Source organism: Kribbella jiaozuonensis (assembly GCF_005233875.1).
Taxonomy (GTDB): Bacteria; Actinomycetota; Actinomycetes; order Propionibacteriales; family Kribbellaceae; genus Kribbella; species Kribbella jiaozuonensis.
In genome coordinates, this window is the sequence record NZ_SZPZ01000002.1 from 840,477 (window position 1) to 863,566 (window position 23,090).

The following is a 23,090-nucleotide window of genomic DNA, read 5'->3' on the forward strand; positions in this document are numbered from 1 at the left end:
GTCATGCCCGCTGAGCAGCTACGAGTCCTGATCACCAACGACGACGGCTATCTCGCACCAGGGATCCGGGCCCTCGCGCCGGCGATCGCCGAACTCGGGTACGACGTACTCGTGGTCGCCCCGTTACTCGACGAGAGCGGTGTCGGCTCGGCGCGGGCCGGGATGATCGGCCGGCCGATCCGGACCGAGTCGGACGTGGAGAACGGCGTCACGTTCACCGGGATCGAGGGGACGCCGGCACTCGCGGTGACGCTGGCGAACGTCGGGGCGTTCGGGCGGGCACCGGATCTGGTGCTGTCCGGGATCAACCGCGGGCACAACATCGGCGTACCGATCTTCCACTCCGGCACGGTGGCCGCGGCGCTGACCGCGGCCGGGCAGGGTACGTCGGCCGTTGCCGTGAGCATCGACTCGGAGAACCCGGCCCACTGGCCGACCGCGGCAACGATCGCCGCCGAAGCCCTCGGCTGGATCGCCGACGAACCGGCCGGCACGGTCCTCACGATTAACGTCCCCGACCGCCCGCTGGCCGAGCTGTCCGGCGTACGCCACGCCTCGCTCGCGCCGATCAAGCGCTCCCGCATCGTCGGCACCACCGCCCCCACCGGCGAGCCGATGATCGAACTGGAACCCCCGCACGCCAACCCGGTCCCCGACTCCGACGAGGCCCTCCTCGCCGCCGGCTTCGTTACCGTCACACCTATCGTCGGCATCCGCGAAGTAAAGGACGACGCAGCCGCCACAGCCCTGGCGAAACGCCTCAGTTCAAGCTGACCGGGCGAGGTGATCGGCGGCGTGTGAGCCTGGTCGCTGGCGGGGGCAGCCTGGTGTGCCATGATCGGGCGGACGGTTGTGGAGGAACACCGGTGACCAGCTTGCTGGGAGTCCGGGGCGGTCCCGCCACTGTGACCGGGAGGTAACTTCCGGGAGCCAGGACATCTGCGGTCGTCCGCCGGGTCGCGTTGTGGGCCGGTGTACCAGGCGTGGCGGGCGTGGATACCCGCTCGACGAAGGGACCCACCGCCGATGCGGCCTGCTTCAGCTTCCACCGGATTCCCGTTCACCGCAGTGGTCGGCATGGAGGACCTCCAGCTCGCGCTGATCCTGGCCGCGATCTCGCCGGCGATCGGCGGCGTACTGATCCGCGGCGAGAAGGGTACGGCGAAGTCGACCGCGGTCCGGGCGCTGACCGAGCTCCTGCCGCCGGTGGACGTCGTACCCGGGTGTCGTTTCTCGTGTGATCCCGATCGGCCGGATGCGGACTGTCCTGACGGTCCGCACAACGGCGAGGGGACCGTGCGGGCGGCGCGGTTGGTGGAGTTGCCGGTGGGGGCGACCGAGGACCGGGTGCTCGGGTCGCTGCACCTGGAGAAGGCGCTCGCGGAGGGCGTCACGGCGTACGAGCCTGGTCTGCTGGCGGCGGCGCATCGGGGGTTGCTGTACGTCGATGAGGTCAACCTGCTGCATGACCACCTGGTCGACGTACTGCTCGATGCTGCCGCGATGGGGCGCGCGACGGTCGAGCGGGACGGGGTGTCGGTGACGCACCCGGCGCGCTTCGTGCTGGTCGGGACGATGAACCCGGAGGAGGGCGAGCTGCGGCCGCAGTTGCTGGACCGGTTCGGTCTCACTGTGGATGTCGTTGCCAGCAGGGATCCTGCGGTGCGGGTCGAGGTGATGCGGGCGCGGTTGGGGTATGAGGCGGATCCTGCTGGTTTCATCGCGCGGTACGACGGTCGCCAGCGCGAGCTCGCGGAGCGGATCGTGAAGGCGCGCGACCTGATCACCGAGGTGATCCTGACGGATGCCGCGCTGAGGCAGATCGCGGAGATCTGCGCGTCGTTCGACGTGGACGGGATGCGCGCCGATCTGGTCACCGCGCGTACGGCGGTCGCCCACGCGGCCTGGTCCGGACGCACGGTCGTCGAGGTCGAGGACGTCCGCGCCGCCGCCAAACTAGCCCTCCCACACCGCAAACGCCGCAACCCCTTCGACGCACCGGGCCTCGACGACGAGCAACTAGAAGAAGCAATCAACAACAGCACGCCGCCGACTGATCCCGACGACGACCCGCCCGGCCCTGGCGGGCCGGGCGGGTCGTCGTCGGGGGAGGACGCTGGAGCCGATGAGTCGCGAGCGGGCGAACCGGACCCGGCGCAGCCGGCTGACCGGACGCCTGCCGACTCGCCGCAGAGCGACTCGGCGCAGGGCGAGTCGGCGGAGGCCGACCTCGGGCGGGACCGGTCCGCGCCCGGCGACTCGGCGGAGGACGGCTCGGCCGCGGAGGACCAGGCGCGCGCCGGGTCGGCGCCTGTTGGGGACGTTGTCGGTAGCTCGGCGCCTTACAAGGCTCGGCTTTTGAGTGTGCAGGGGGCGGGGGCTGGGGTTGCGGGGCGGCGGTCTCGGGCTATTACTGAGGTGGGGCGGGTGGTGGGGGAGCGGGCTCGGGTCGGGCGGGAGTCGGGGCGGCCGCATCTGCTGGCCACGCTTCGGTCTGCGGCGCCGTATCAGCAGGTTCGGGGGCGGAGCGGGCCGGGGCTCGTCGTACGGCCGGCCGACGTGCGGCTCGCCGTACGGGAAGGGCGCGAGGGGAACCTCGTGCTGTTCTGCGTGGACGCGTCCGGCTCGATGGGGACGAAGAAGCGGATGGGTGAGGTGAAGACCGCGATCGTCTCGCTCCTGCTCGACGCGTACCAGCGGCGCGACACCGTCGGCCTCGTCACGTTCGCCGGCGCCACCGCCACGGTCGCGCTCCCGCCGACGGGCAGCGTGGAGACCGCCGTACGTCGGCTCGAATCCCTCCCGACCGGCGGACGCACCCCGCTCGCCGAAGGACTCCTCCAAGCAGCAGAGGTACTGCGGATCGCCGCGATCCGGGACCCGCGCCGCCGCCCGCTCCTCGTACTCGTCACCGACGGCCGCGCCACCCACGGCGACAGCGCATTCGCCCGCGCCCGCCAGTCCGCCGGCTGGCTGGCCGAGCGCGGGATCGCCACCGTGGTCGTGGACTGCGAACCTCGCCGCGGCGTCCGCCTCGGCCTGGCGGCGGAGCTCGCGGCCGACCTCGGCGCCGAGTACCTCGATCTCGGAGACGTTGCTGCTGGCAACCTTGTCCGCACGGTGACCGAGCGGAAGGTGGCCTGACATGCCGAAGGGGCAACCGGTCGCCGTACCCGAGGACGGCCTGACCACGCGCCAGCGTCGCAACCGTCCGCTGCTGATGGTGCACACCGGCGAGATGAAGGGGAAGTCGACCGCCGCGTTCGGGATGGCATTGCGCGCCTGGAACCAGGGCTGGAACATCGGCGTCTTCCAGTTCGTGAAGAGCGCCAAGTGGAAGGTCGGCGAGGAGGGCGCGTTCAAGGCGCTCGGTGAGTTGCACGAGGCAACTGGTCAGGGCGGCCCGGTCGAGTGGCACAAGATGGGCGAGGGCTGGAGCTGGTCGCGCAAGGCCGGCACCGAGGAGGACCACGCCGCCGACGCACTCGAGGGCTGGCGCGAGATCCAGCGCCGGCTCGCCGCCGAGACGCATGACCTGTACGTCCTGGACGAGTTCACCTACCCGATGAAGTGGGGCTGGGTCGACGTGGACGAGGTGCTCGACACGCTCGTCAACCGCCCCGGTCATCAGTACGTCGTGATCACCGGTCGCGACGCGAACCCCAAGCTCCTCGAGGCCGCGGACCTCGCCGCCGAGATTACCAAGCTGAAGCATCCGATGGACGCCGGCCAGAAGGGCCAGAAGGGCATCGAGTGGTGATCCCGCGGGTCGTGGTCGCGGCGCCGTCGTCCGGCGCGGGGAAGACGACGGTCGCGGTCGGGTTGATGGCGGCGTTGCGACGGGCCGGGCACGTGGTTGCCGGGTTCAAGGTCGGGCCGGACTACATCGACCCCGGTTTCCACGCGGTCGCGACCGGGCGGCCGGGGCGCAACCTCGACCCGATGTTGTCGGGGGAGGAGCGCGTCGGACCGCTGTTCGCGCATGGGTCCGCGGGTGCGGACATCGCGGTGGTCGAAGGCGTGATGGGCCTGTACGACGGCGCGCTCGGGACGGAAGGGTTCTCGTCGACGGCGCACGTCGCGAAGTTGCTGAAGGCACCCGTGGTGCTCGTGGTGGACGCGTCCGCCGCGGGCCGGAGCGTCGGCGCTGTCGTCCAAGGTTTCGTTGCTTTCGACACCGAAGTATGGATCGTCGGGGTGATCCTCAACAAGGTCGGCTCCGACCGCCACGAGACCGAAGTACGCGCCGGCATCGCACCCACCGGCGTCCCCGTCCTTGGCGTCCTCCGCCGCGACCCCCGCCTAACCGTCCCCAGCCGCCACCTCGGCCTCATCCCCGCCACAGAACAACGCGAACAGGCGGAAGACGCAGTAGAAGCAGCCGCCGAACTCGTCCACCAAGGCGTAGACCTCCAAGCCTTCATAGCTGCAGCCGAGGCAGCCCCTCACCACACCACCACCCCGTGGGATCCCACTGAGGAACTCACCCGCCTCGCCCCGGCATCCACCACCGTCCCGGGGCGTCGCCCGGTGGTTGCGGTTGCGGGCGGTCCGGTGTTCTCGTTCCGGTACACGGAGACGACGGAGCTGCTCGACGCCGCGGGCGCCGACGTCGTGACCTTCGACCCACTGGCCGACACGTTGCCGGAGGCAACCTCTGCGCTCTACCTCGGTGGCGGCTTCCCGGAGTTGCATGCTGAAGCGCTGTCAGCGAACGCCAAGTTGAGGGAGCAGGTCGCCGCTCAGGTGCTGGCCGGGTTGCCGGTGGTTGCTGAGTGTGCGGGGCTGCTTTATCTGTGTCGTGAGCTCGACGGGCATCCGATGACGGGAGTTCTGCCCGCGACCGGGCGGATGACGAGTCGCCTCACCCTCGGGTATCGGACGGCGGTCGCCGCGACCAGCACCGACTTCTTTGACGAAGGACGCCGCGTGCGCGGTCACGAGTTCCACCGCACCGCGATCGACCTCGACGCCGACGTACGCCCCGCCTGGCACCTCCCCGCCGGCGTCGAAGGCATCACGCTCCCGCACGTGCACGCGTCGTACCTGCACCTGCACTGGACCGCCACCCCCGACGTACCAGCCCGCCTGGTCGCCGCAGCCCGCGCACACCAGCGATGAAGCTCGTCGTAGGAGTCGGCCTCCGAGCAAACACGCCGTACGCCGAACTTCGCGCCCTCGTGGACAGCGCGCTGAAGGAAGCCCCGGGCGACGTCCAACTCATCGTCACCGTCACAAGCAAAGAAGCCGAGCTAGCGCTGCACCGTCTCGCCGACGACCTGAATGCCGAGCTCCGAGCGATCCCGCCCAACGAGCTGGCCGAGCAAACACCGCCCAACCCGAGCGAGCACGTCGAGCAGCTGACAGGTACGCCGAGCGTCGCCGAAGCCGCCGTCCTGGCCGTCGGCGCCGAACTCATCCTCCCCAAACGCCGCTCAGCCAACGCGACCGCTGCGATCGGCCGCCTCCCTGCACCCGGCTACCAGCCAGCGGATCGCGAGGTCGTACATCGCGTGATCGCCGAGCGCCGCGACGTACGACGAGGTTTCCTCAACCTCCCCATCGACAACGACCTCCTCACCAGAGTCCTGGAATCAGCGCATCGAGCGCCAAGCGTCGGGCTGAGCCAGCCATGGGACTTCCTGGTCATCCGCGACCTCGCGACCCGGCGGAAGGTGCACGATCTCGCCACCGCGCAGCGGGACGCGTTCGCCGCATCGCTGCCGGACGACCGCCGGGCCAAATTCGACGGACTGAAGATCGAGGCGATCCTCGACACCCCGGTGAACATTGCGGTGACGTGCGACCCTGGCCGCGGCGGACGGCACGTACTCGGCCGGCACGCGGATCCACGGACCACCTGGTTCTCCGCCGCGATCGCGATCCAGAACCTCTGGCTGGCCGCACGAGCGGAAGGACTCGGCGTCGGCTGGGTCTCGTTCTTCGAACCGGCCGAAGTCGCAGACGTCCTCGACCTGCCCGCACACATCGAGCTCGTCGGTTATCTCTGCGTCGGGTACGTCGAGGAGTTCGCCGCCGCACCGGAGCTGGTGCGGTCGGGCTGGGCCAAGCGCAGGCCGCTCGAATGGGCGATCCACCACGAGGAGTGGGGCCGGCGCGAGGCCTCGATCGTCGAGGACGCGATCCAGGCCGGGCACAACGCAGTACAGGCAGTCGGCCAGCGCGTACGTCTGATCGTTGGCGGCGATAAAGCAGACCTCCAGCAGGCAGATGCGCTCGTCATCGATCTCACGCCGACCAAACCGCAAGCCGACTTCGGTGTCCTGTGGCGACCCGCGCGGACGCCGGCCGAGGCCGTCGAGTTCGGTGTCGAAATCGCGCGCGACCTGGCCCTGCAGGGTGTCGGCCAACTCGTCGTACAGCTCGCAGACCCGTCAGCGGAAGCGACCGCGCTCGCCCACGGGCTGGAAGTCGGTGCGTCGGCCTGTGGTCTGACACACTCCCGTGCATGACAGACCAACCGCCCATGTACGTTCCCGCGTTCTCGATGAAGCAGCGGATCACGATGATGGCGAACAAGTACGAGCTGATCGCCACCAACCCAGACGGGAGTGACGGGGCGCTGCTCGCGTTCGCGCAGCAGAAGCGGATGGCGTTCAAGGAGCAGGTGACGTTCTACACCGACGACACCAAGACCCGGCCGGTGTTCTCGTTCAAGGCGCGCAAGACGATCGACCTCGGTTCGGGGTACGACGTCTTCGACGCGAACGGGCAGACGATCGGCTGGTTCAAGAAGGAGTTCGGCAAGAGCCTGCTCCGGTCCAGCTGGCAGCTGAGCGCGCCGGGCGTGGACGCGAGCGGTACCGAGCGGAACCCGACGATCGCGATCGTCCGCCGGGTCTGGGAGTTCGTCCCGTTCGTCGGCGAAATCCCGCTGCCGTTCATCTTCCATTTCGACTTCACCGAGGCGGGCTCCGGTCAGCCGGTGCTGTCGGTGGAGCGCAGGCTCTCGGTCCGGGACCGGTACCGGATCACCGTCCAGGACCAGCGCCTGGACTTCCGCGTCGCGGCCGCGATGACGGTCGCGCTGGACGCGCTGCAGTCCCGCTGAGCCCCACCTGAGCGCCATCGGGGCCCGTCTGAGTCCCGCCTGAGGGCCGGCGTACGACCAGGGTCGTACGCCGGTCTCACTCTTTCGGGTGAACCTACCCTGACAACACTTGGTTCAGCCTCCGCCGGGTGCGAGGCTGTATCCATGGGCGTAGCGCAGCGCAGTCGACGGTGGACGGTTCCGATCGCAGCAGTCGCGGTAGTGGCAGGGGTGGGGACACTCGGGCCGGTGGTCGCGGATGCCTCGCCGAAGCTGCCGAGCATCTCCGCGCAGGATCTGCTCGCGAAGGTGCAGACCGCGAAGGTGGACGGTCTGAGCGGCACCGTGCGCTCGAACGCGGACCTCGGCCTGCCGGCGATCCCCGGTATGGCGCCCGGCAGCCGCGAGCTCACCGACCTGCTGAGCGGGCAGCACACCGCGCGAGTCGCGTTCGCGAGCCCGGACAAGGCCAAGGTCTCCCTGATCGACAACCAGGCCGAGCAGCTCTGGACCACGGACGGTACGTCGGCGTGGGCCTACGACTCGTCCAAGCGTGAGGCCACGAAGCTGACGCTGCCGGCGCACAAGACGGCCAAGCCCGAAAAGACCCTGCCACAGTCGTACGACCCGCAGGCGGTCGCCAAGCAGTTCCTCGACGCGATCGACCCGACCACCAAGGTCCAGGTCAGCGGCACCGAGAAGGTCGCCGGCCGCGACGCCTACAAGCTGCGCCTGGTCCCGAAGACCGACAAGACGACCGTCGGTTCGGTGACCCTGGCGATCGACTCCAAGACCTGGGTCCCGCTGGACGTGACCGTGATGCCGCGGACCGGCAACGACCCGGCGGTCGAGCTGGGCTTCACCTCGGTGTCGTTCGACGTACCGTCGGCGAGTTCCTTCACCTTCACCCCGCCGAAGGGCGTGAAGGTCACCGACCAGAAGGTGCCGGCCAACCGTGAGCGCCCGAAGAGCGTCCAGCCGAAGCCGGTCAAGCCGGTCAAGCCCGGTACGGCGCAGGCCGACAAGCCGACCGTGATCGGCACCGGCTGGGACAGCGTCGCGATGATCCGCGGAGCCAACGCCGCCGGCCTGGCAGCGAACCCGGCAAGCGGTCCGCTCGGCCAACTGCTGGCGAAGGCGCCGACGGTGCAGGGCTCGTGGGGTAAGGGCAAGGTGCTGACCACCAAGATGGTGAGCGCGCTGATCACCGACGACGGCCGGGTCTTCGTCGGACTGGTCACCCCGGACACCCTGCAGGCCGCCGCAGCGAAGGCCCCCCGCTGAACAGCGACGTGGCGAGCGCTCCGGTCGTCACCCGCGGGCTGACCAAGCGTTTCCACGGCGGGCAGGTGGCGGTGGACGCGGTCGACCTCGAAGTACCGGCCGGGAGCGTGTACGGCTTCCTCGGCCCGAACGGGTCGGGGAAGACCACGACGATCCGGATGCTGCTCGGCCTGATCGCGCCCACCTCCGGTGAGGTCGAGCTGCTCGGCGAACCGATGCCGAAGGCACACCTGCGGGTCCTCCCGCGGGTCGGAGCGCTGGTCGAAGGACCGGCGTTCTACCCGTTCTGGACCGGCCAGGCGAACCTGCTCCGCTTCGACGCCGCCGACCGCACCGCCGACCCGAAGACCCGCAAGGCCCGCGCCGGCGAGGCGCTGGAGCGGGTCGGTCTCTCGAATGCGGCCGGCAAGAAGGTCCGCGCGTACTCGCTGGGAATGCGCCAGCGGCTCGCGATCGCCGTCGCGCTGATGCAACGGCGCGAGCTGCTCGTGCTGGACGAGCCGACCAACGGCCTCGATCCGCAGGGCACCCGCGAGGTCCGCCACCTGATCCGCGACCTGGCCAGCGACGGTACGACGGTCTTCACCTCTACCCACCTGCTGGCCGAGGTCGAGCAGGTCTGCACGCACGCCGCGATCATGAGTCGCGGCAAGCTGCTGAGGCAGTCCACAGTGGCGGATCTCCGCGCCGAGCTCCGCCCACGCCTGGTCGTCCGTACGCCGGACCTCGGAGCCGCGGCGGAAACGCTGCAAAGTCTGGGTGTGACCGAGCTGAAGACGACGCCCGAGACCGTCGAGGGCGATCCCGGCGAGCTACCCATCGAGAAGTTCGCCGCCGCACTCGTCGCGGCTGACGTCCGCATCCACGGCTTCGGCATCGAGCGCCCGAGCCTCGAAGACGCTTTCGTGGCGCTCACCGGGGAGGGTTTCGATGTCGCCGAGTGAAGCGACCGCGGACGTCGTGGTCACCAGGCCGAGTGCCGGCCGGCACACCTTGGCGCTGTTCATCTCGGAGCTGCGCCTCGTCTTCGGCCGCGCCCGCACGCAGGTCGGCCTCGGCGTACTCGCCGCCGTCCCGCTGCTGATCGGGATCGCGATCAAGCTCAGCGGCTCCGGAGGTGACGCCGAAGGGTTCATCGGCCAGGTCGCCGGCAACGGACTGTTCCTGATCGTGGCCAGCCTCGGCCTGTCGCTGCCGTTCTTCCTGCCGACCGCGGTGACCGTCATCTCGGGGGAGTCGCTGGCCGGTGAGGCCAGCCTCGGCACCCTGCGCAACCTGCTCACCGCACCCGCCGGCCGGTCCCGGTTGCTCGCGGCCAAGATGGTCGCGCTCACGGTCTTCTGCCTGGTCGCGACGATGACGATCTGGGTCTCCGGCCTGATCGTCGGCTTCATCCTGTTCCCGGTCGGCGACGTACTCCTGCTCTCCGGCTCGACCGTCTCGCTCGGCGAAGGCCTGCTCCGGGCACTCGCGATCGCGCTGGTGATCTCGCTGTCGCTGCTCGGGCTGGCCGCCATCGGCCTGTTCGTCTCGTCGCTGACGTCGACCCCGCTGGCGGCGATGGCCGCGACGTTCGGCACGTTCATCGTGCTCGGCATCATGACCGCGATCCCGCAGCTGCACGCGATCCACCCATGGTTGCTGATGTATCGCTGGCAGTCGTTCGCCGACGTGCTCCGCGACCCGCCGTACTGGCACGACATCGGCCGCAACCTGCTCCTGCAGGCCGGGTATGTCGCCGTGTTCTACACCGCTGCCTGGGCTCGCATTACGAGCCGCGACATAACCTAGGCTGCGTGAGAGCCGATCTCGTCGCCGCCCTGCGCTGCCCGGTCTGTGCCGACGGGCTGGCGCTGGACGGTCGTACGGCGCGGTGCCCGCGCGGGCACGCGTACGACCTGGCCAAACAGGGCTACCTGAATCTGTTGCCTAAGGCATCTAATGGGATCGAGGGCGACTCGGTGGAGATGGTCGGCGCCCGGACGGTCTTCCTCGGCGGCGGCCACTACGCGGCGATCCGGGACGCGCTGATCATCGCCACCGAACTCGGGCCCGACGACCTGGTCGTGGAGGTCGGCGCCGGCACCGGCTACTACCTGGCAGGCGTCCTCGGCCTGGCTCCGCAACGACGCGGAATCGCCCTGGACGTGTCGAAGTTCGCCGCCCGCCGCGTGGCGAAGGTAGATCCGCGGATCGCCTCCGTCGTGTGCGACGCGTGGCAGGAGCTGCCGCTGCTCGACGGATCGGCGCAGCTGATGCTGAACGTGTTCGCCCCGCGCAACGCCGCCGAGATGGCCCGGGTCCTCGCGCCCACCGGCCGCCTGCTCGTGGTCACACCGAACCAGCAGCATCTCGCCGAGCTGGTCGACGTACTCGGACTGGTCAGTGTGGACGAGGAGAAGGACCGACGGCTGCAGGAGTCACTGTCGGGGGAGTTCGTCCGGATCGGCAGCGAGGCGGTCGAGGAGACGATGCGGCTCGACCGGACGGCCGTCGAGCAGTTGGTGCTGATGACGCCGAGCGCGCGGCACGTGAACTACCGCGAGCTCCTGCAACGGATCGCAGTACTCCCGGAGCCTGTGATGGTGACCTTGTCGGTCACGCTGTCGGTGTGGCAGCCACGCTATCGGTCATCGTGATGCCGGCTCGAGCTCGGCACCACTGACCGGATCAGCAACAGATCAGGCCGCGTGGCCGATCAGTTCGCGGGCGACGACGGTGCCATGGTTCTCGGCCTCGACGTGCGCCTCGGACTCGGAGACCTTGGAGGCGTCGATCAGCTCCTCCATGCCCGGGGTAACCGGGGCCAGGGTGAGCTCAGCGGCGGCGGTGCGGATGTTCATCCCGAACAGGTCGGCGAAGACCCGCTCGAGGTACGGCGTGGCGTGGTCCCAGCCGTGCTTCGGCGTACCCGGGGCGTAGCCGCCGCCGCGGGCGATGGCGAAGATCGCGGGCCGGCCGGCCAGCGGACGGGAGCCGAAGGCGAGGTCCCGGTCCATCAGCAGCAGGTCGATCCAGGTCTTCACGTTCTGCGCGATGCCGTAGTTGTAGAGCGGTACGGCGAGCAGGATCGCGTCGGCGTTCCGGGCCTCGGCCGCCAGGTCGGCGGCGATCGCCTGGGCCTCGGCGAGCGGCATCCGGTCGGAATCGGCGACCGGCTCCTGACCCACCTGGGCGGCGGCCAGCGTCGGCCACACGGTCGACGGCAGCGGGTGCTGTCCGAGGTCCCGCCGTACCACGACACCGTCCGGGTGCTCGGCCTTCCAGGCGGCCTCGGCGCTGTCGGCCAGCGCTCGGGACACCGAACCGTCCAGCCGGATGCTGGCGTCGACGCGTAGCAGGGTGCTCATAGGTTCTGTCTCCATCGAGTTGAGGGGGCGTGCTCATGTTGAGCTGCCTCGAAGATAATCTGTGAAGCAGAACATATTCAAGTCAGATCGTATTCCGAGTGGCGTACACCACGTACGATGGAGGCATGTCCAGTACTTCGCCTGAGGTCGCGACCCGGGTCGCCCGTGGGGTCGAGCCGCCGGTCGCCAGCGGCGCGCCGGTGGAGGCCGACCTCGGCTGGGCGCTGGGTGTCGTGTTCCGGCGGTACGCGAAGGCGTCCGCCGCGGCGCTCGAGGGCCTGCCAGGCGGCCCACGCGGCTACCAGGTGCTCGCGACGACGAGCTCCGAAGGCCCGAAGCGGCAGCTCGACCTGGCCGCCCAGCTCGGCGTCGACCGGACCGTGATGACCTACCTGCTCGACGACCTCGAGAAGGCAGGCCTCGTGCAGCGCCGGCCCGACCCCGCGGATCGTCGGGCCCGGCTCATCGCGCCGACCGACGAGGGCCACGAGGCCCTGTGTGACCTGGAGCGCCGCCTGCGCAGCACCGAGGAAGAGGTGCTCGGCATCCTGGACGAGCCGGAGCGCGCCAGCTTCCGGATGCTCCTGCAGCGCGTGGCGATGAAGGCCAACGCTGTCGACCCGCTGCACAACGCGTGCTCCCTGGCCGAGGCGGACGACCCCGCCAGCACCTAGCTAGTGCAGCGGCACGAAGCCTGACTCGTAGGCGCGGATGACCGCCTGGGTGCGGTCCCGTGCGTTGAGCTTGGACAGCACGTTGGCGACGTGCGTCTTGACCGTCTGCAGGCCGAGGATCAGCTCTTCGGCGATCTCGGCGTTCGACAGACCGCGCGCCATCAACCGGAGCACCTCCTGCTCCCGCTCGGTCAGTTGGTACTCGTCCAGTCCGCTCGGCGTCTGCGGGCCGACGTGGGCGAGCGCCAACGCCCGGATCGCCTCCGGGAACAGCAGCGACTCGCTCCGCGCGACGGTCCGGATCGCCGCGATGATGTCGTCCGGCGGCGTCCGCTTCAGCAAGAACCCGGACGCGCCGGCCCGCAATGCGTCGTACACGTAGTCGTCGTTCTCGAACGTGGTGACGACCAGCACGCGCGGCGCCGGGTCGAGGTTCTCCAGCAGCAACCGGGTCGCCTGGATGCCGTCCACCGCGGGCATCCGGACATCCATCAGTACAACGTCGGCGCCGGTACGACGAACGACCGGCAGCACCTCCGCGCCGTCTCCGGCCTCACCGACCACCGTGAGGTCGGGCTCGGCGTTGATGATCGCCCGCAGCCCGCTCCGGATCAGCGGCTCGTCGTCGACCACGACCACCGACAGGTTCATGTCATCCCTTCGTCATGCTCACCGGCAGCCGGACCGCCAAGCGCCAGGCCTCGCCCTCCGCGACCGGGCCGGCATCGACCGTGCCACGCAGTACGGCGACTCTTTCACGGATCCCGGCCAGGCCGCGGCCGCCGCCGGAGTGATCCGACTTGCCGCTGACCGGATTGGTGACCGCCAGCCGCAGGCCGGACGTGTCGAGCCGGATCGACAGGTCCACGGCCAGCTCACCGGCCGGACGTCCGGCGTGCCGGATCGCGTTGGTCAGACCTTCCTGGACAATTCGGTACGCCTCCCGGGAGACCGCCGCCGGCAGCTGGTCCAGGTCGCCGGACCGATCAACCTCGATCGTGATGCCGCCTGCCCGGGTGGCCTCGACCAGACGGTCGAGACCGCCGAGGGTGGCCTGCGGCGTGGTCCGTGAGCCCGGGCGACGGTCGTCGCGGAGCAGGCCGAGCACGTGGTCGAGATCCGCGAGCGCTGCCCGGGCCGACGTTTCCATCGCGGCCAGTGCGTTCTCCGCGAAGTCCGGGTCGCTGGCAAGTACCCGCCGCGCCGCTGCGGCCTGGATGGTCACCAGGCTGAGTGCGTGCCCGACGCTGTCGTGCAGTTCGCGGGCCAGACGGTTGCGCTCGGCAAGCGTTGCGGTCTGTTGCTCGAGCAGCTCGATCCGCTCCGCGGCGGTGGGTCCGAGGACGCGCGGCGCGAGGTACGCCAGCAATGCGCCGACCGCGGCCGACAGCAGGAACAGTCCGGCGAGGCCGCCGATCGCGGCCGCGGGCATCCAGAGATCGGTCCAGTTGCCGTGGATGTCGTACGACCAGCCGGGCACGATGTCGCGCGTTCCGGCCGACCGGAACGGCGCGGCCAGCCAGATCGCGCCGACGCCGAACACGATCGTGCTGAGGATCCCGACGACCCCGCCGGCGACGAGATGGAGGCAGAACCAGGCCGCCGTCCGCCGGCGCTGCGGCCAGGTCCGCGCCGGACCGAGCGGACGCTCGTCGAACCGCACCGCGAGCAGCGATTCGACCGCGATGCCCTCCACCTCGCGGACCGCGGGCAGCAGGCCGAGCACGACCGGGGGGATCAGCCCCATCAGCACCCAGATGATGCCGGTGGCAACTTTCGGCATGCCGAGGTCGCCGACCACGGCGCCGAGCGCGCTGTCCACCAGGATGAACGCCAGCACGAGCGCAGACCCGAGCAGCAGGTAGACCCAGCGCAGGTACGTCGACGTACGCCACAGGCTCCCGATCGCGCGCGCGACTGCTTTCACGGTCACATCGTGTCAAAGCCGGGGGAGTGTCACCTCCCTCCCCGGAGTGAGTGCGGGGAAACCCCTGCGTTCCCGCACCCCGGAAGTGGGATGCCTCACCAAGAAGTTGAGGGTTTACGCAAATTTGACGCTGCGCGGCCCGGTTGTGCCCTCGGGGGCGTCGCGATCTGCTGCTCAGGCAGGTACGGTCTGTGGTCGGGGCGGGTGCCCGTTCGGCTACGGACAGGTATGGGGAACGGCTCCAGGACGGGTGGCCAGCATGCTCTGCGAGGACCCGGCACGGCGGACGTTAAGTCACCGTGAAGACCCCGCGGGCGGATTGACCACCCTTCCATATTTGATGTTTGATCAAATATCGGGACGAGAGAGGTCGATATGAGGTTGAGGCGTTCCGTCATCGCACTGATGGCGGTCCTGGGGCTCGCCCTGGTCAGTGCGTGCAATGGTGACGACAAAGGCAATCAGGCCGACACCGGTCTGCAGAAGGTCAACTACCTGACGTCGTTCAACACCTTCGGACGCGAGGCGTACGCGTACGTCGCGCTGGACAAGGGGTACTTCAAGGACGCCGGCTTCGACGTCAAGATCACCCCCGGCACCGGCACCGTCGACGTGATGAAGCTGGTGGCCGGCGGTCAGGCCGACTACGGCATCGGCGACTTCACCGCGGTCGTGATCACCCTCGGCAAGCAGAAGCTGCCGGTCACCACGGTCGGCATGGTCCACCAGAAGTCGCTGGCCGCGATCATGTCGCTGAAGGGCTACGGCATCGAGAAGCCGCAGGACCTGGTCGGCCAGACGATCGCCGACCAGCCGGGCTCCACCAACACGGTGATGTTCCCGGTCTACGCCAAGGCGGTGCACATCGACCCGAAGTCGGTGACGTTCCTGCCCTCGCCGCCGCCGGCGCTGCCGAAACTGCTTGCCTCCGGCAAGGTCAAGGGCATCGGCCAGTTCGTGGTCGGCAAGCCGCTGATCCAGAAGGCCGACCCGACCCACCGCGAGCCCGTCACGCTGGCCTACGGCGACGTACTGCCGGAGCTGTACGGCAACGCGATCATCACCCGGTCGGACCTGGCCAAGGACCACCCGGACCAGGTGAAGAAGTTCACCGGCGCGCTGCTGAAGGGCCTGCAGGACACCGTCACCGACCCGGAAGGGTCCGCGGCGATCCTGAAGAAGTACGTGCCGGACACCGATCTCGCCGTCGCCACCGCCGAGCTGAACATCATGAAGGACTACACGAAGCCGAAGAACTTCGACGGTCCGCTCGGTGATGTCGACGTCAACCGGGTCAAGACGATCATCTCGCTGCTGGAGCAGTCCGAGGCGATCCAGAAGGGTGCCGTCACCCCGGACGACGTCGTCACGATGAGCCTGGCTCCGAAGAGCTAGGGGTGTCTGACCACTGATGATTCGCCTGGACGGCGTGGGTCAGGTCTTCGATGGACGCGAGGGCCAGGTGACCGCCCTCGAGAAGATCGACCTGCACGTCCGTGGCGGTGAGTTCGTCACGCTGATCGGCCGGTCCGGATGTGGCAAGTCCACTCTGCTCCGGCTGATCGCGGGACTGCTGCCGCCGACCTCCGGTTCGGTCCAGGTGGCGGATGAACCCGTCACCGGGCCGCGCCGGGACGTCTCGTTCATGTTCCAGCGGCCGGCGTTGCTGCCGTGGCGTTCGGTGTTGTCGAACGTGATGCTGCCGGTCGAGATCGACAAGGGCGGTGACCGCAGCAAGGCGGCGTACCGCGACCGGGCTCATCAGTTGCTCGAGTTGGTCGGTCTGCAAGGGTTCGAACGGCGGCTGCCGCACGAGCTCTCGGGCGGTATGCAGCAGCGGGTGTCGCTGTGCCGGTCGCTGATCCGCGACCCGCAGGTGATGCTGATGGACGAGCCGTTCTCCGCGCTCGACGCGCTCACCCGGACCGAGCTGTCCGAGGAGCTGCAGCGGATCAAGATGGAGCTGGCCACCACGATCGTGTTCGTCACGCACTCGATCGAGGAGGCCGTCGTACTCGCCGACCGGGTCGTCGTCCTGACGCCGCGGCCGGGCCGGATGCGGGAGGTCGTCGACATCGACATCCCGCGACCGCGCAGCCTGGCCCAGAACGCGTACGTCACCGAGGTGGCGACGATCAGCGCGCGGCTGCACGGGCTGCTGTCGGAGAAGGACAGCGAGGACCGGCGATGAAGAAGCGTTCCTGGCTGACCAGTTCGCCGGCCGCGGCCATCATCCTCCCGATCATCGGGCTGGCGGCGACGATCGCGCTGTGGTGGGGCGCGACGGCCGTGTTCTCGATCGAGTCGTACCTGCTGCCGACGCCGTGGGAGGTCGTGGTCAAGTTCTTCGACCAGCCCGGCGTCCTGCTGTCGGAAACCGGTACGTCGCTGCTGGAAACGATCGAGGGCTTCCTGCTGGCGATCGTGATCGGCGTACCGATCGCGCTGGTGATCGTCCGCTCGGTCGTGCTCGAGCGGCTGGTGTACCCGCTGCTGCTGATGGTGAACTCGATCCCGAAGGTCGCGATCGCCCCGCTGCTGGTGGTGTGGATGGGTTTCGGTCAGTGGCCGAAGGTCGTAATGGTGCTGCTGATGTGCTTCTTCCCGATCGTGATCTCGACCGCGCAGGGGATGAAGTCGACGCCGACCGAGCTGGTCGAGCTGATGCGGTCGCTGAACGCGAGCCGGGCGCAGGAGTTCTTCAAGCTCCGGCTGCGGTACGCGATGCCGCAGATCTTCACCGGGTTCAAGGTCGCGATCTCGCTGGCGGTGATCGGCGCGGTGATCTCCGAGTTCGTTGGTGCCACCAAGGGACTCGGCTACGTGATCCAGCAGTCCGGCGCGAGCGCCGACACCACCCTGGCGTTCGCCGCGATCACGCTCCTGAGCGTGATGAGCATCGTCCTGTTCTACGGCTTGGTGCTACTCGAGCACCTGCTGCTGCCCTGGGCCCAGGAGAAGCGGTGACTCTACTGATGCCACGCCTCCGGCGCGGCGGGTCATCGGGCTGTAACTCCCGCCCTTCCCTCGTCGCTCCGGTCGCTTCGCTCCCTCCGCTCCTCAGTCCAGGCCGGGAGGCCCGATGACCGCACAAGCATCGGATGCGGACAGACGCGTGCTGGTCCGGCCGGACTGGCTGCATGCCACTGTTTCGGCTGTTTTCAGGGCGCTCCGGTTCGACCGGGAGGATGCCGACAAGATCGCTGCTGCGCTGGTCGAGGCGGATCTGCGTGGCGTCAGTTCGCATGGCGTGATGCTGGTGCCGATGTACGTCGAGCGCCTGAACGCCGGCGGGGTGACCCGCGAGCGTGAGCTCGACATCCTGTTCGACGCCGGCGCCGCGATGGTCGCCGACGCCCGCGGCGGGATGGGCCAGCTGTCCAGCCCGCAGGCGATGGGACACGCGATCGAGCGCGCCGGGCGGTACGGCATCGGCCTCGTCTCGATCCGCAACGCACACCATTTCGGCGCGGCCAGCCGCTGGGCCATGCAAGCCGGTCAGGCCGGGTGTATCGGTATCGCGATGTCGAACACCACCCCGCTGATGCCGGCCCCGGGCGGCGCCGAGCGGATCGTCGGCAACAACCCGCTGGCGATCGCGGTACCGACCAAGGCCGGCGTGGAGATCGTCCTGGACATGGCGTTGTCGGCGGTTGCCCTGGGCAAGATCCGGCTGGCCGCCTCGGCCGGGCGGCCGATCCCCGAGACCTGGGCGACCGATCCCTCGGGCACACCGACCACCGACCCGGAGGAGGCCGTGCTCGGCATGCTGCTGCCGGCCGCCGGTCACAAGGGCTTCGGGCTGGCGCTGATGATCGACGTACTCACCGGCGTACTGAGCGGTGGCGGCTGGGGCGACCAGGTCCGCCCGCTGTACCGCGAGCCGGACCGGCCGAACGACTGCGCACACCTGTTCTTGGCGATCGACCCGGAGTTGATGGGCGGCGTGGAGAGTTTCCGCCTGCGCTCGTCCGGGCTGGCGGCGCGGGTCCGGGGGAGCGCGACGGCTCCGGGCGTGAACCGGTTGCATCTGCCGGGTGAGATCGAGGCCGAGCGTGCGGCGTACCAGCGCCGGCACGGTGTGCTGATCGAGCGGTCCGGACTGGACGGGCTGCTGGAGGCCGCGCGGGCGGTCGGTGCCGTCGTACCGGCGGGAGGGGTGTTGAGCTGATGGGGAAGACACAGGTGTCGACGGAGGCGCTGCGCAGCCCGAACGGGGTGTTCTCGCAGGCCACGACGATCGAAGCGACCGGGCGGTTGGTGTTCGTTTCCGGGATGACCGCCCGGCAGCCGGACGGCGGTATCGCCGGGGTCGGGGACGTCCGGGAACAGACCAGGCAGGTGTGCGAGAACGTGAAGGCGGCGGTCGAGGCCGCCGGCGGCACGCTCGCGGACGTCTGCCGGGTGGATGTGTACGTGCGCAACATGGAGGACTTCGCCAAGATCCACGAGATCCGGGCGCAGTACTTCACCGAGCCGCTGCCGGCGTCGACGATGGTCGAGGTCAGCAAGCTCGCACATCCCGATTACCTGATCGAGATCAACGCGATCGCAGTGGTCGCATGACCGGGGGTGAGTTCCGTGCGCGGTGTCGAGTGGACCTGAGATGAAGTACGTGACGGTGGAGTACGCCGGGCGCGAGGTGCCCGGCGTACTCGACGGGGACTCGATCCTGTTGCTGTCAGCAACGGATCTGACCGAGGTGATCTCCGGGCCGGCCGACGTGGTGGACAAGATCCCTTATGACGAAGGGATCCTGCGAGCACCGCTGCGACGGTTCCGGCGGGACATCCTGTGCACCGGGTGGAACTACTGGGACCACTTCGAGGAGAGCAGGGGCAAACGCGAGGGCCAGGACGTGGAGCGGCCGAAGCACCCGACGTTCTTCACCAAGGGCCCGGACGTGGTGATCGGTCCGTACGACGACATCGCCTGGGATCCGGCTGTCTCCGCCAAGTGGGACTACGAGGCCGAGGTCGCGCTGGTGATCGGCAAGACCGGCAAGAACATCGCCGTCGCCGACGCACTGGACCACGTCTGGGGCTACACGCTGGCGAACGACGTGTCGCAGCGGGACCTGCAGCGTGCACACGGCGGTCAGTGGTTGAAGGGCAAGAGCATCGACGACACCATGCCGCTCGGACCGTGGATCGTGACCGCCGACGAGGTGGGCGACCCGCAGGACATCCACCTGCAGTGCCTGGTGAACGGCGAGGTGCGCCAGGACGCGTCCACGCGGCAGATGGCGTTCGACGTGGCCACGCTGATCAGTGAGCTCTCGTTCGGTATGACGCTGCGCCCGGGCGACCTGTTGCTGACCGGTACGCCGGCCGGCATCGGCAACGCCCGCGAGCCACAGGTGTTCCTCCAGGACGGCGATGTCGTCGTCACCCGCTCCGACAAGCTCGGCGAGTTGCGCAACAGAGTGGCACGCGCATGAGCGGGCCGCTGGAACTGCTGCCGGGTGGCGGCAAGGGTGGACGCCGTACCCTCGCCGAACACGCGGCCGCCGAGCTGCACCAGCTGATCCTGTCCGGCGAGCTGCCCAGCGGTACGCCGCTGCGCCTCGTGGAGCTGGCCAGTCGCCTCGAGATGAGCCAGATGCCGGTGCGGGAAGGACTCCGCCGGCTGGAGGCGCTCGGGCTGGTCGAGATCATCCCGCACCGCGGCGCGTGGGTCCGTGACCTGTCGCTGTCCGATCTGCGCGACACGCACGAGACCCGGCTGGCGTTGGAGAGTCTCGCAGTACGAGCTGCTGCGGCCCGGTTCAGTGAGGACGATCTGACGAAGGCAGCGGCTGCGTTGGCCGAGCACCTGCGGCTGTCGCGCGCTGAGGACTCGGCGGGTGCTCGTGAGGCCCATGCGGACTTCCACTTCGCGATCTACCGGGCGAGCGGTTCCCAGTGGTTGCCGCGGGCAATCGAGCCGGTGTGGCAGAACAGCGAGCGCTACCGGTTCGGGAGCCGGCCGACGGCGTTCCTGATCGAGAAGAGCCGGCAGGAGCATCAGGCGATCCTGGACGCGTGCGTCGCGCAGGACCCGGATGCGGCCGAGTTGGCGTTGCGCAGCCACCTGGCCGGCGCGTTCCAGCGGATCACCGAGACGATGACGTCGAAGCAGAAGGAGACGTCATGAAGGTGAGCTTCGACGCGACCGGTGAGGTCGTGGTGATCACAGGTGGCGCACGCGGCATCGGTGCGGCGCTGGCGCATGCGGTCAACGACGCTGGTGGTACTGCGGTCGTCTTCGACATCAAGCCGCCGGACGACGGCGTCGAGTACGTCGAGGTCGACGTGGCGGACCGGTTCGCCGTACAGGCCGCGGTTGCCGGCGTGCTGCAGCGGTACGGGCGGATCGACGGACTGGTCGCCGGTGCGGCCGTGCAGCCGCGGTCGACCGTGCTGGAGATGGATGCGGCCGAGTGGACCCGCACGCTGCAGGTGAACCTCGACGGCGTGGTCTGGGCATGCCAGGCCGTCGTACCGCAGATGGTGGAGCGGCAGTCCGGTTCGGTGGTGGTGTTCACGTCGGGGCTGGCGTCGACCGGGTACGCGGGCGCGTCGGCGTACGCGGCGAGCAAGGCGGCGCTGGTGGCGTTCGCGAAGTCGCTGGCGGTCGAGGTGGCGCGCTACCGGGTCCGGGTGAACGTAGTCGCGCCGGGCGTGATCGACACCGAGCAGTTCCGTAGTGCGAACGGCGGTGCGGACCGGGATCACTGGCACGACACCATAGGTATCGGCGACCCCGACGACGTGGTCGGGCTGTTGCTGTTCCTGCTGTCCGACGCGGCCGCGATGACCGGGTCGGTGCTGGCCCGGGAACGTGCCTTTGCCAAGCTCACGACGTTTGTGGAGTGAACGAGTGAACCAACTGCCTGTCGCCGTGGTGGGTGCCGGACCGATCGGTCTGACCACCGCGCTCGGTCTCGCGCACTACGGCATCCCGTACGTGCTGCTGGAGGAGGACGCCGTCCTGTCGTCCGACACCAAGGCCGGTACGACGCTCAGCCGGACGCTGGAGATCTGGAACCGGTACGGCGCCGTCGACCGCATCCTCGGTGCCGCACTGCGCATCGACGAGATCGGTGACATCGACCGCGCGACGAACACCCCGCGCGCCTCGGTCCAGCTGGCCGAGCTGGCGAACGACACGCAGTTCCCGTTCGTCATCAACCTGCCGCAGCAGAAGATGGAGCCGCTGCTGGCAGCGGCGCTGCCGGAGCCGGTACGGACGCAGCACCTGATGACGTCGTTCGAAGTACGTGACGACCGGGTCGTGCTGCAGCTGGAGACGCCGGACGGTCCGCAGGAGCTGGAAGCGTCGTACCTACTGGCCTGTGACGGTGGGCGTTCACGGATCCGCGATGCGCTCGGGGTGAAGGTGGTGGGGGAGACCCTGCCGGAGCGGTACATGCTGATCGACGTCGTGGTGGACCTGGACGTCAACAACGCCAGGGACTACCCATACCTCGCGTACTTCGCGGACAAGTCCGAGTGGATGGTGCTGATCCGTCAGCCGGACAACTGGCGGTTCCTGTTCCCGCTGGCGCCGGGCGCCGACGCACCGGGTGACGAGGACCTGCTGGTGAAGGTGAAGCAGTTCATCGGCGAGGTGGACCGGATCGAGCTGCTGGGCTCGGTCGTCTACAACGTGCATCACCGGGTCGCGGAGCAGTGGACCAAGGACCGCAGGGTGTTCCTGATGGGCGATGCGGCCCATCTGATCACGCCGATGTGGGCGCTCGGTCTGAACACCGGTGCGCTGGACGCTTCGAACCTGCCGTGGCGGCTGGCCTGGGTACTGCGTGGCTGGGCCGATCCGTCGTTGCTGGACGGGTACGAGCAGGAGCAGCGCCCGGTGGCGATCGAGGGCTCGGGCGAGATGGCCGAGGCCGCGCGGAAGTACATGTCGTTCCAGCGTGGTGCTGTTACCGAAGGCACCGGCGCGTGGGCCACGGCGTACAACAGGACTCTGCTCAGTGTGCGGCTCGACGTGGAGGGAGTCGGGGACTGGTCGATGGTCGCCACGTCCGCCTCCCCGCCTGCCGTACGGGCGGGGGACCGGGCGCCGGATCTGGTGCTGCAGAGTCCGACCGGCCGCACGACGATCCATGACCTGTGTCGCGACTCGTTCGTGGCGCTCTACTTCACCGACGTACGCCGTCGGCCGGAGATCCCGGTCAACCAGTCGCCGGCGCTGCAGCACTACGCCGTCTCCCGGTGGGACGCCCCGCACGACTCCGGTCTGCGTGACCGCGCCCTGTTCGATCCGGGCAGCGTCACGACCAACAGGTACGGCGTACCGCCGGAGAGCGTCGTACTGATCCGGCCGGACGGCCACATCGCAGCCGTTGCCCCGATGGCCGCCGGCGTGGCCGAGCAGCTGTACACGCATGTGACTGGTCGGGAGGTCCCGTGAGTTTCGACGAACCGTTGCGGGAGATCCTGCTGCAGACGGATGACCTGGAGTGGGTCGAGAAGTCGTTGGACGGCTTGTCCCACAAGATGCTGTGGCGGGATCCGGAGACTGAGGCGTCGATCGCTCTGGTGCGTTTCGAGAAGGGCTCCGGCATTCCGTCCGAGCACAAGCACGCGTCGAACCAGTTCATGTTCTGCCTGTCCGGCCGGTACGTGTACCTGCCGACCGGGACCACGCTGACCAAGGGCAGCTTCTACTGGAACCCGAAGGGCGTGACGCACGGACCGACGCGGGCTGAGGAGACCTCCGTCCTGCTGGAGGTGTACGACGGGCCGCACTATCCGGAGCGGCCGGAGTTCTACGACAACGACGAGGACGCCCGCTGA

Annotated in this window: 24 protein-coding genes and 1 riboswitch; of the genes, 21 read left to right on the plus strand and 3 right to left on the minus strand. The window is 69.1% G+C overall.

What is annotated here, in order from left to right; genetic code table 11:
• Positions 1-3: 3 nt before the first annotated feature.
• The 10 genes from surE (at position 4) to FDA38_RS15595 (ending at position 10,974) form a co-directional block, all read left to right on the plus strand.
• On the plus strand, positions 4-774 hold the full coding sequence (gene surE / locus FDA38_RS15550) for a 5'/3'-nucleotidase SurE (protein ID WP_137254738.1): 771 nt from the start codon (positions 4-6) through the stop codon (positions 772-774).
• Between the two features lie 59 nt (positions 775-833).
• Positions 834-961, plus strand: a riboswitch (cobalamin riboswitch).
• Positions 962-1,026: 65 nt separating this feature from the next.
• The gene (locus FDA38_RS15555; RefSeq protein WP_202877697.1) at positions 1,027-3,144 is read left to right on the plus strand and encodes a magnesium chelatase subunit D family protein; all 2,118 of its coding nucleotides are present in this window, start codon (positions 1,027-1,029) and stop codon (positions 3,142-3,144) included.
• A gap of 1 nt (position 3,145) precedes the next feature.
• Complete coding sequence (cobO, locus tag FDA38_RS15560) at positions 3,146-3,760, plus strand: cob(I)yrinic acid a,c-diamide adenosyltransferase (RefSeq protein ID WP_137254739.1); 615 nt, start codon at positions 3,146-3,148, stop codon at positions 3,758-3,760.
• Positions 3,754-5,121, plus strand: a complete 1,368-nt coding sequence (locus FDA38_RS15565) for a cobyrinate a,c-diamide synthase (protein WP_233714735.1) — start codon at positions 3,754-3,756, stop codon at positions 5,119-5,121. Before cobO ends, FDA38_RS15565 begins: the two co-directional genes overlap by 7 nt.
• Positions 5,118-6,473, plus strand: a complete 1,356-nt coding sequence (gene bluB, locus FDA38_RS15570) for a 5,6-dimethylbenzimidazole synthase (RefSeq protein WP_137254740.1) — start codon at positions 5,118-5,120, stop codon at positions 6,471-6,473. Before FDA38_RS15565 ends, bluB begins: the two co-directional genes overlap by 4 nt.
• A complete protein-coding gene (locus tag FDA38_RS15575) occupies positions 6,470-7,072 on the plus strand; it encodes an LURP-one-related/scramblase family protein (RefSeq protein WP_233714736.1) in 603 nt (200 codons plus the stop codon). The genes bluB and FDA38_RS15575 overlap by 4 nt, the downstream gene beginning before the upstream one ends.
• 210 nt (positions 7,073-7,282) lie before the next feature.
• On the plus strand, positions 7,283-8,335 hold the full coding sequence (locus FDA38_RS15580; protein ID WP_233714737.1) for a LolA family protein: 1,053 nt from the start codon (positions 7,283-7,285) through the stop codon (positions 8,333-8,335).
• An 8-nt stretch (positions 8,336-8,343) separates the two neighbouring features.
• Entirely contained in the window at positions 8,344-9,279 is a 936-nt protein-coding gene (locus tag FDA38_RS15585; protein ID WP_233714738.1) for an ABC transporter ATP-binding protein, read from the plus strand.
• Positions 9,266-10,126 carry an ABC transporter permease gene (locus FDA38_RS15590; protein WP_137254742.1) on the plus strand — a complete coding sequence of 287 codons (861 nt, stop codon included), beginning with the start codon at positions 9,266-9,268 and terminating at the stop codon, positions 10,124-10,126. Before FDA38_RS15585 ends, FDA38_RS15590 begins: the two co-directional genes overlap by 14 nt.
• Before the next feature lie 5 nt (positions 10,127-10,131).
• Positions 10,132-10,974 (plus strand): putative RNA methyltransferase, encoded by an 843-nt coding sequence (locus tag FDA38_RS15595; RefSeq protein WP_137254743.1) that lies wholly within the window; start codon positions 10,132-10,134, stop codon positions 10,972-10,974.
• 42 nt (positions 10,975-11,016) lie between these two features.
• On the opposite strand, the gene FDA38_RS15600 is transcribed toward FDA38_RS15595, so the two are convergent.
• The gene (locus FDA38_RS15600; protein ID WP_137254744.1) at positions 11,017-11,685 is read right to left on the minus strand and encodes an FMN-dependent NADH-azoreductase; all 669 of its coding nucleotides are present in this window, start codon (positions 11,683-11,685) and stop codon (positions 11,017-11,019) included.
• A gap of 125 nt (positions 11,686-11,810) precedes the next feature.
• On the opposite strand from FDA38_RS15600, the gene FDA38_RS15605 reads away from it, so the two are divergent.
• A complete protein-coding gene (locus FDA38_RS15605) occupies positions 11,811-12,359 on the plus strand; it encodes a MarR family winged helix-turn-helix transcriptional regulator (RefSeq protein WP_137254745.1) in 549 nt (182 codons plus the stop codon).
• Here the strand turns inward: FDA38_RS15605 and FDA38_RS15610 are convergent, their stop codons facing one another.
• Complete coding sequence (locus FDA38_RS15610; RefSeq protein WP_137254746.1) at positions 12,360-13,010, minus strand: response regulator transcription factor; 651 nt, start codon at positions 13,008-13,010, stop codon at positions 12,360-12,362. It lies immediately after the preceding gene.
• 1 nt (position 13,011) lies between these two features.
• The gene (locus FDA38_RS15615; protein ID WP_233714739.1) at positions 13,012-14,286 is read right to left on the minus strand and encodes a sensor histidine kinase; all 1,275 of its coding nucleotides are present in this window, start codon (positions 14,284-14,286) and stop codon (positions 13,012-13,014) included.
• Between the two features lie 375 nt (positions 14,287-14,661).
• Between FDA38_RS15615 and FDA38_RS15620 the strand changes: the two genes are divergently transcribed.
• From FDA38_RS15620 to FDA38_RS15665, 10 genes are all read left to right on the plus strand, one after another.
• On the plus strand, positions 14,662-15,681 hold the full coding sequence (locus FDA38_RS15620; RefSeq protein WP_137254747.1) for an ABC transporter substrate-binding protein: 1,020 nt from the start codon (positions 14,662-14,664) through the stop codon (positions 15,679-15,681).
• 16 nt (positions 15,682-15,697) lie between these two features.
• The gene (locus tag FDA38_RS15625) at positions 15,698-16,477 is read left to right on the plus strand and encodes an ABC transporter ATP-binding protein (RefSeq protein ID WP_137254748.1); all 780 of its coding nucleotides are present in this window, start codon (positions 15,698-15,700) and stop codon (positions 16,475-16,477) included.
• Positions 16,474-17,253: an ABC transporter permease gene (locus FDA38_RS15630; RefSeq protein WP_137254749.1), complete on the plus strand. Its 780-nt coding sequence runs from the start codon at positions 16,474-16,476 to the stop codon at positions 17,251-17,253. Before FDA38_RS15625 ends, FDA38_RS15630 begins: the two co-directional genes overlap by 4 nt.
• Positions 17,254-17,368: 115 nt before the next feature.
• The gene (locus FDA38_RS15635) at positions 17,369-18,457 is read left to right on the plus strand and encodes an Ldh family oxidoreductase (protein ID WP_137254750.1); all 1,089 of its coding nucleotides are present in this window, start codon (positions 17,369-17,371) and stop codon (positions 18,455-18,457) included.
• Entirely contained in the window at positions 18,457-18,852 is a 396-nt protein-coding gene (locus FDA38_RS15640) for a RidA family protein (protein WP_137254751.1), read from the plus strand. The genes FDA38_RS15635 and FDA38_RS15640 overlap by 1 nt, the downstream gene beginning before the upstream one ends.
• A gap of 40 nt (positions 18,853-18,892) precedes the next feature.
• Positions 18,893-19,726 (plus strand): fumarylacetoacetate hydrolase family protein, encoded by an 834-nt coding sequence (locus FDA38_RS15645; RefSeq protein WP_137254752.1) that lies wholly within the window; start codon positions 18,893-18,895, stop codon positions 19,724-19,726.
• Positions 19,723-20,421, plus strand: a complete 699-nt coding sequence (locus FDA38_RS15650; RefSeq protein WP_137254753.1) for a GntR family transcriptional regulator — start codon at positions 19,723-19,725, stop codon at positions 20,419-20,421. The genes FDA38_RS15645 and FDA38_RS15650 overlap by 4 nt, the downstream gene beginning before the upstream one ends.
• Positions 20,418-21,143: an SDR family NAD(P)-dependent oxidoreductase gene (locus tag FDA38_RS15655; protein ID WP_137254754.1), complete on the plus strand. Its 726-nt coding sequence runs from the start codon at positions 20,418-20,420 to the stop codon at positions 21,141-21,143. Before FDA38_RS15650 ends, FDA38_RS15655 begins: the two co-directional genes overlap by 4 nt.
• 4 nt (positions 21,144-21,147) lie before the next feature.
• Positions 21,148-22,704, plus strand: a complete 1,557-nt coding sequence (locus FDA38_RS15660) for an FAD-dependent monooxygenase (protein WP_202877698.1) — start codon at positions 21,148-21,150, stop codon at positions 22,702-22,704.
• A complete protein-coding gene (locus tag FDA38_RS15665) occupies positions 22,701-23,090 on the plus strand; it encodes a cupin domain-containing protein (RefSeq protein WP_137254756.1) in 390 nt (129 codons plus the stop codon). The genes FDA38_RS15660 and FDA38_RS15665 overlap by 4 nt, the downstream gene beginning before the upstream one ends.

Excerpts from the sequence above, each read along its gene's own strand:
- surE (WP_137254738.1), top strand. The coding sequence starts at position 4 with ATGCCCGCTGAGCAGCTACGAGTCCTGATCACCAACGACGACGGCTAT.
- FDA38_RS15555 (WP_202877697.1), top strand. The coding sequence starts at position 1,027 with ATGCGGCCTGCTTCAGCTTCCACCGGATTCCCGTTCACCGCAGTGGTC.
- cobO (WP_137254739.1), top strand. The coding sequence starts at position 3,146 with ATGCCGAAGGGGCAACCGGTCGCCGTACCCGAGGACGGCCTGACCACG.
- bluB (WP_137254740.1), top strand. The coding sequence starts at position 5,118 with ATGAAGCTCGTCGTAGGAGTCGGCCTCCGAGCAAACACGCCGTACGCC.
- FDA38_RS15575 (WP_233714736.1), top strand. The coding sequence starts at position 6,470 with ATGACAGACCAACCGCCCATGTACGTTCCCGCGTTCTCGATGAAGCAG.
- FDA38_RS15590 (WP_137254742.1), top strand. The coding sequence starts at position 9,266 with ATGTCGCCGAGTGAAGCGACCGCGGACGTCGTGGTCACCAGGCCGAGT.
- FDA38_RS15600 (WP_137254744.1), bottom strand. The coding sequence starts at position 11,685 with ATGAGCACCCTGCTACGCGTCGACGCCAGCATCCGGCTGGACGGTTCG.
- FDA38_RS15605 (WP_137254745.1), top strand. The coding sequence starts at position 11,811 with ATGTCCAGTACTTCGCCTGAGGTCGCGACCCGGGTCGCCCGTGGGGTC.
- FDA38_RS15610 (WP_137254746.1), bottom strand. The coding sequence starts at position 13,010 with ATGAACCTGTCGGTGGTCGTGGTCGACGACGAGCCGCTGATCCGGAGC.
- FDA38_RS15620 (WP_137254747.1), top strand. The coding sequence starts at position 14,662 with ATGAGGTTGAGGCGTTCCGTCATCGCACTGATGGCGGTCCTGGGGCTC.
- FDA38_RS15625 (WP_137254748.1), top strand. The coding sequence starts at position 15,698 with ATGATTCGCCTGGACGGCGTGGGTCAGGTCTTCGATGGACGCGAGGGC.
- FDA38_RS15630 (WP_137254749.1), top strand. The coding sequence starts at position 16,474 with ATGAAGAAGCGTTCCTGGCTGACCAGTTCGCCGGCCGCGGCCATCATC.
- FDA38_RS15635 (WP_137254750.1), top strand. The coding sequence starts at position 17,369 with ATGACCGCACAAGCATCGGATGCGGACAGACGCGTGCTGGTCCGGCCG.
- FDA38_RS15640 (WP_137254751.1), top strand. The coding sequence starts at position 18,457 with ATGGGGAAGACACAGGTGTCGACGGAGGCGCTGCGCAGCCCGAACGGG.
- FDA38_RS15645 (WP_137254752.1), top strand. The coding sequence starts at position 18,893 with ATGAAGTACGTGACGGTGGAGTACGCCGGGCGCGAGGTGCCCGGCGTA.
- FDA38_RS15650 (WP_137254753.1), top strand. The coding sequence starts at position 19,723 with ATGAGCGGGCCGCTGGAACTGCTGCCGGGTGGCGGCAAGGGTGGACGC.
- FDA38_RS15655 (WP_137254754.1), top strand. The coding sequence starts at position 20,418 with ATGAAGGTGAGCTTCGACGCGACCGGTGAGGTCGTGGTGATCACAGGT.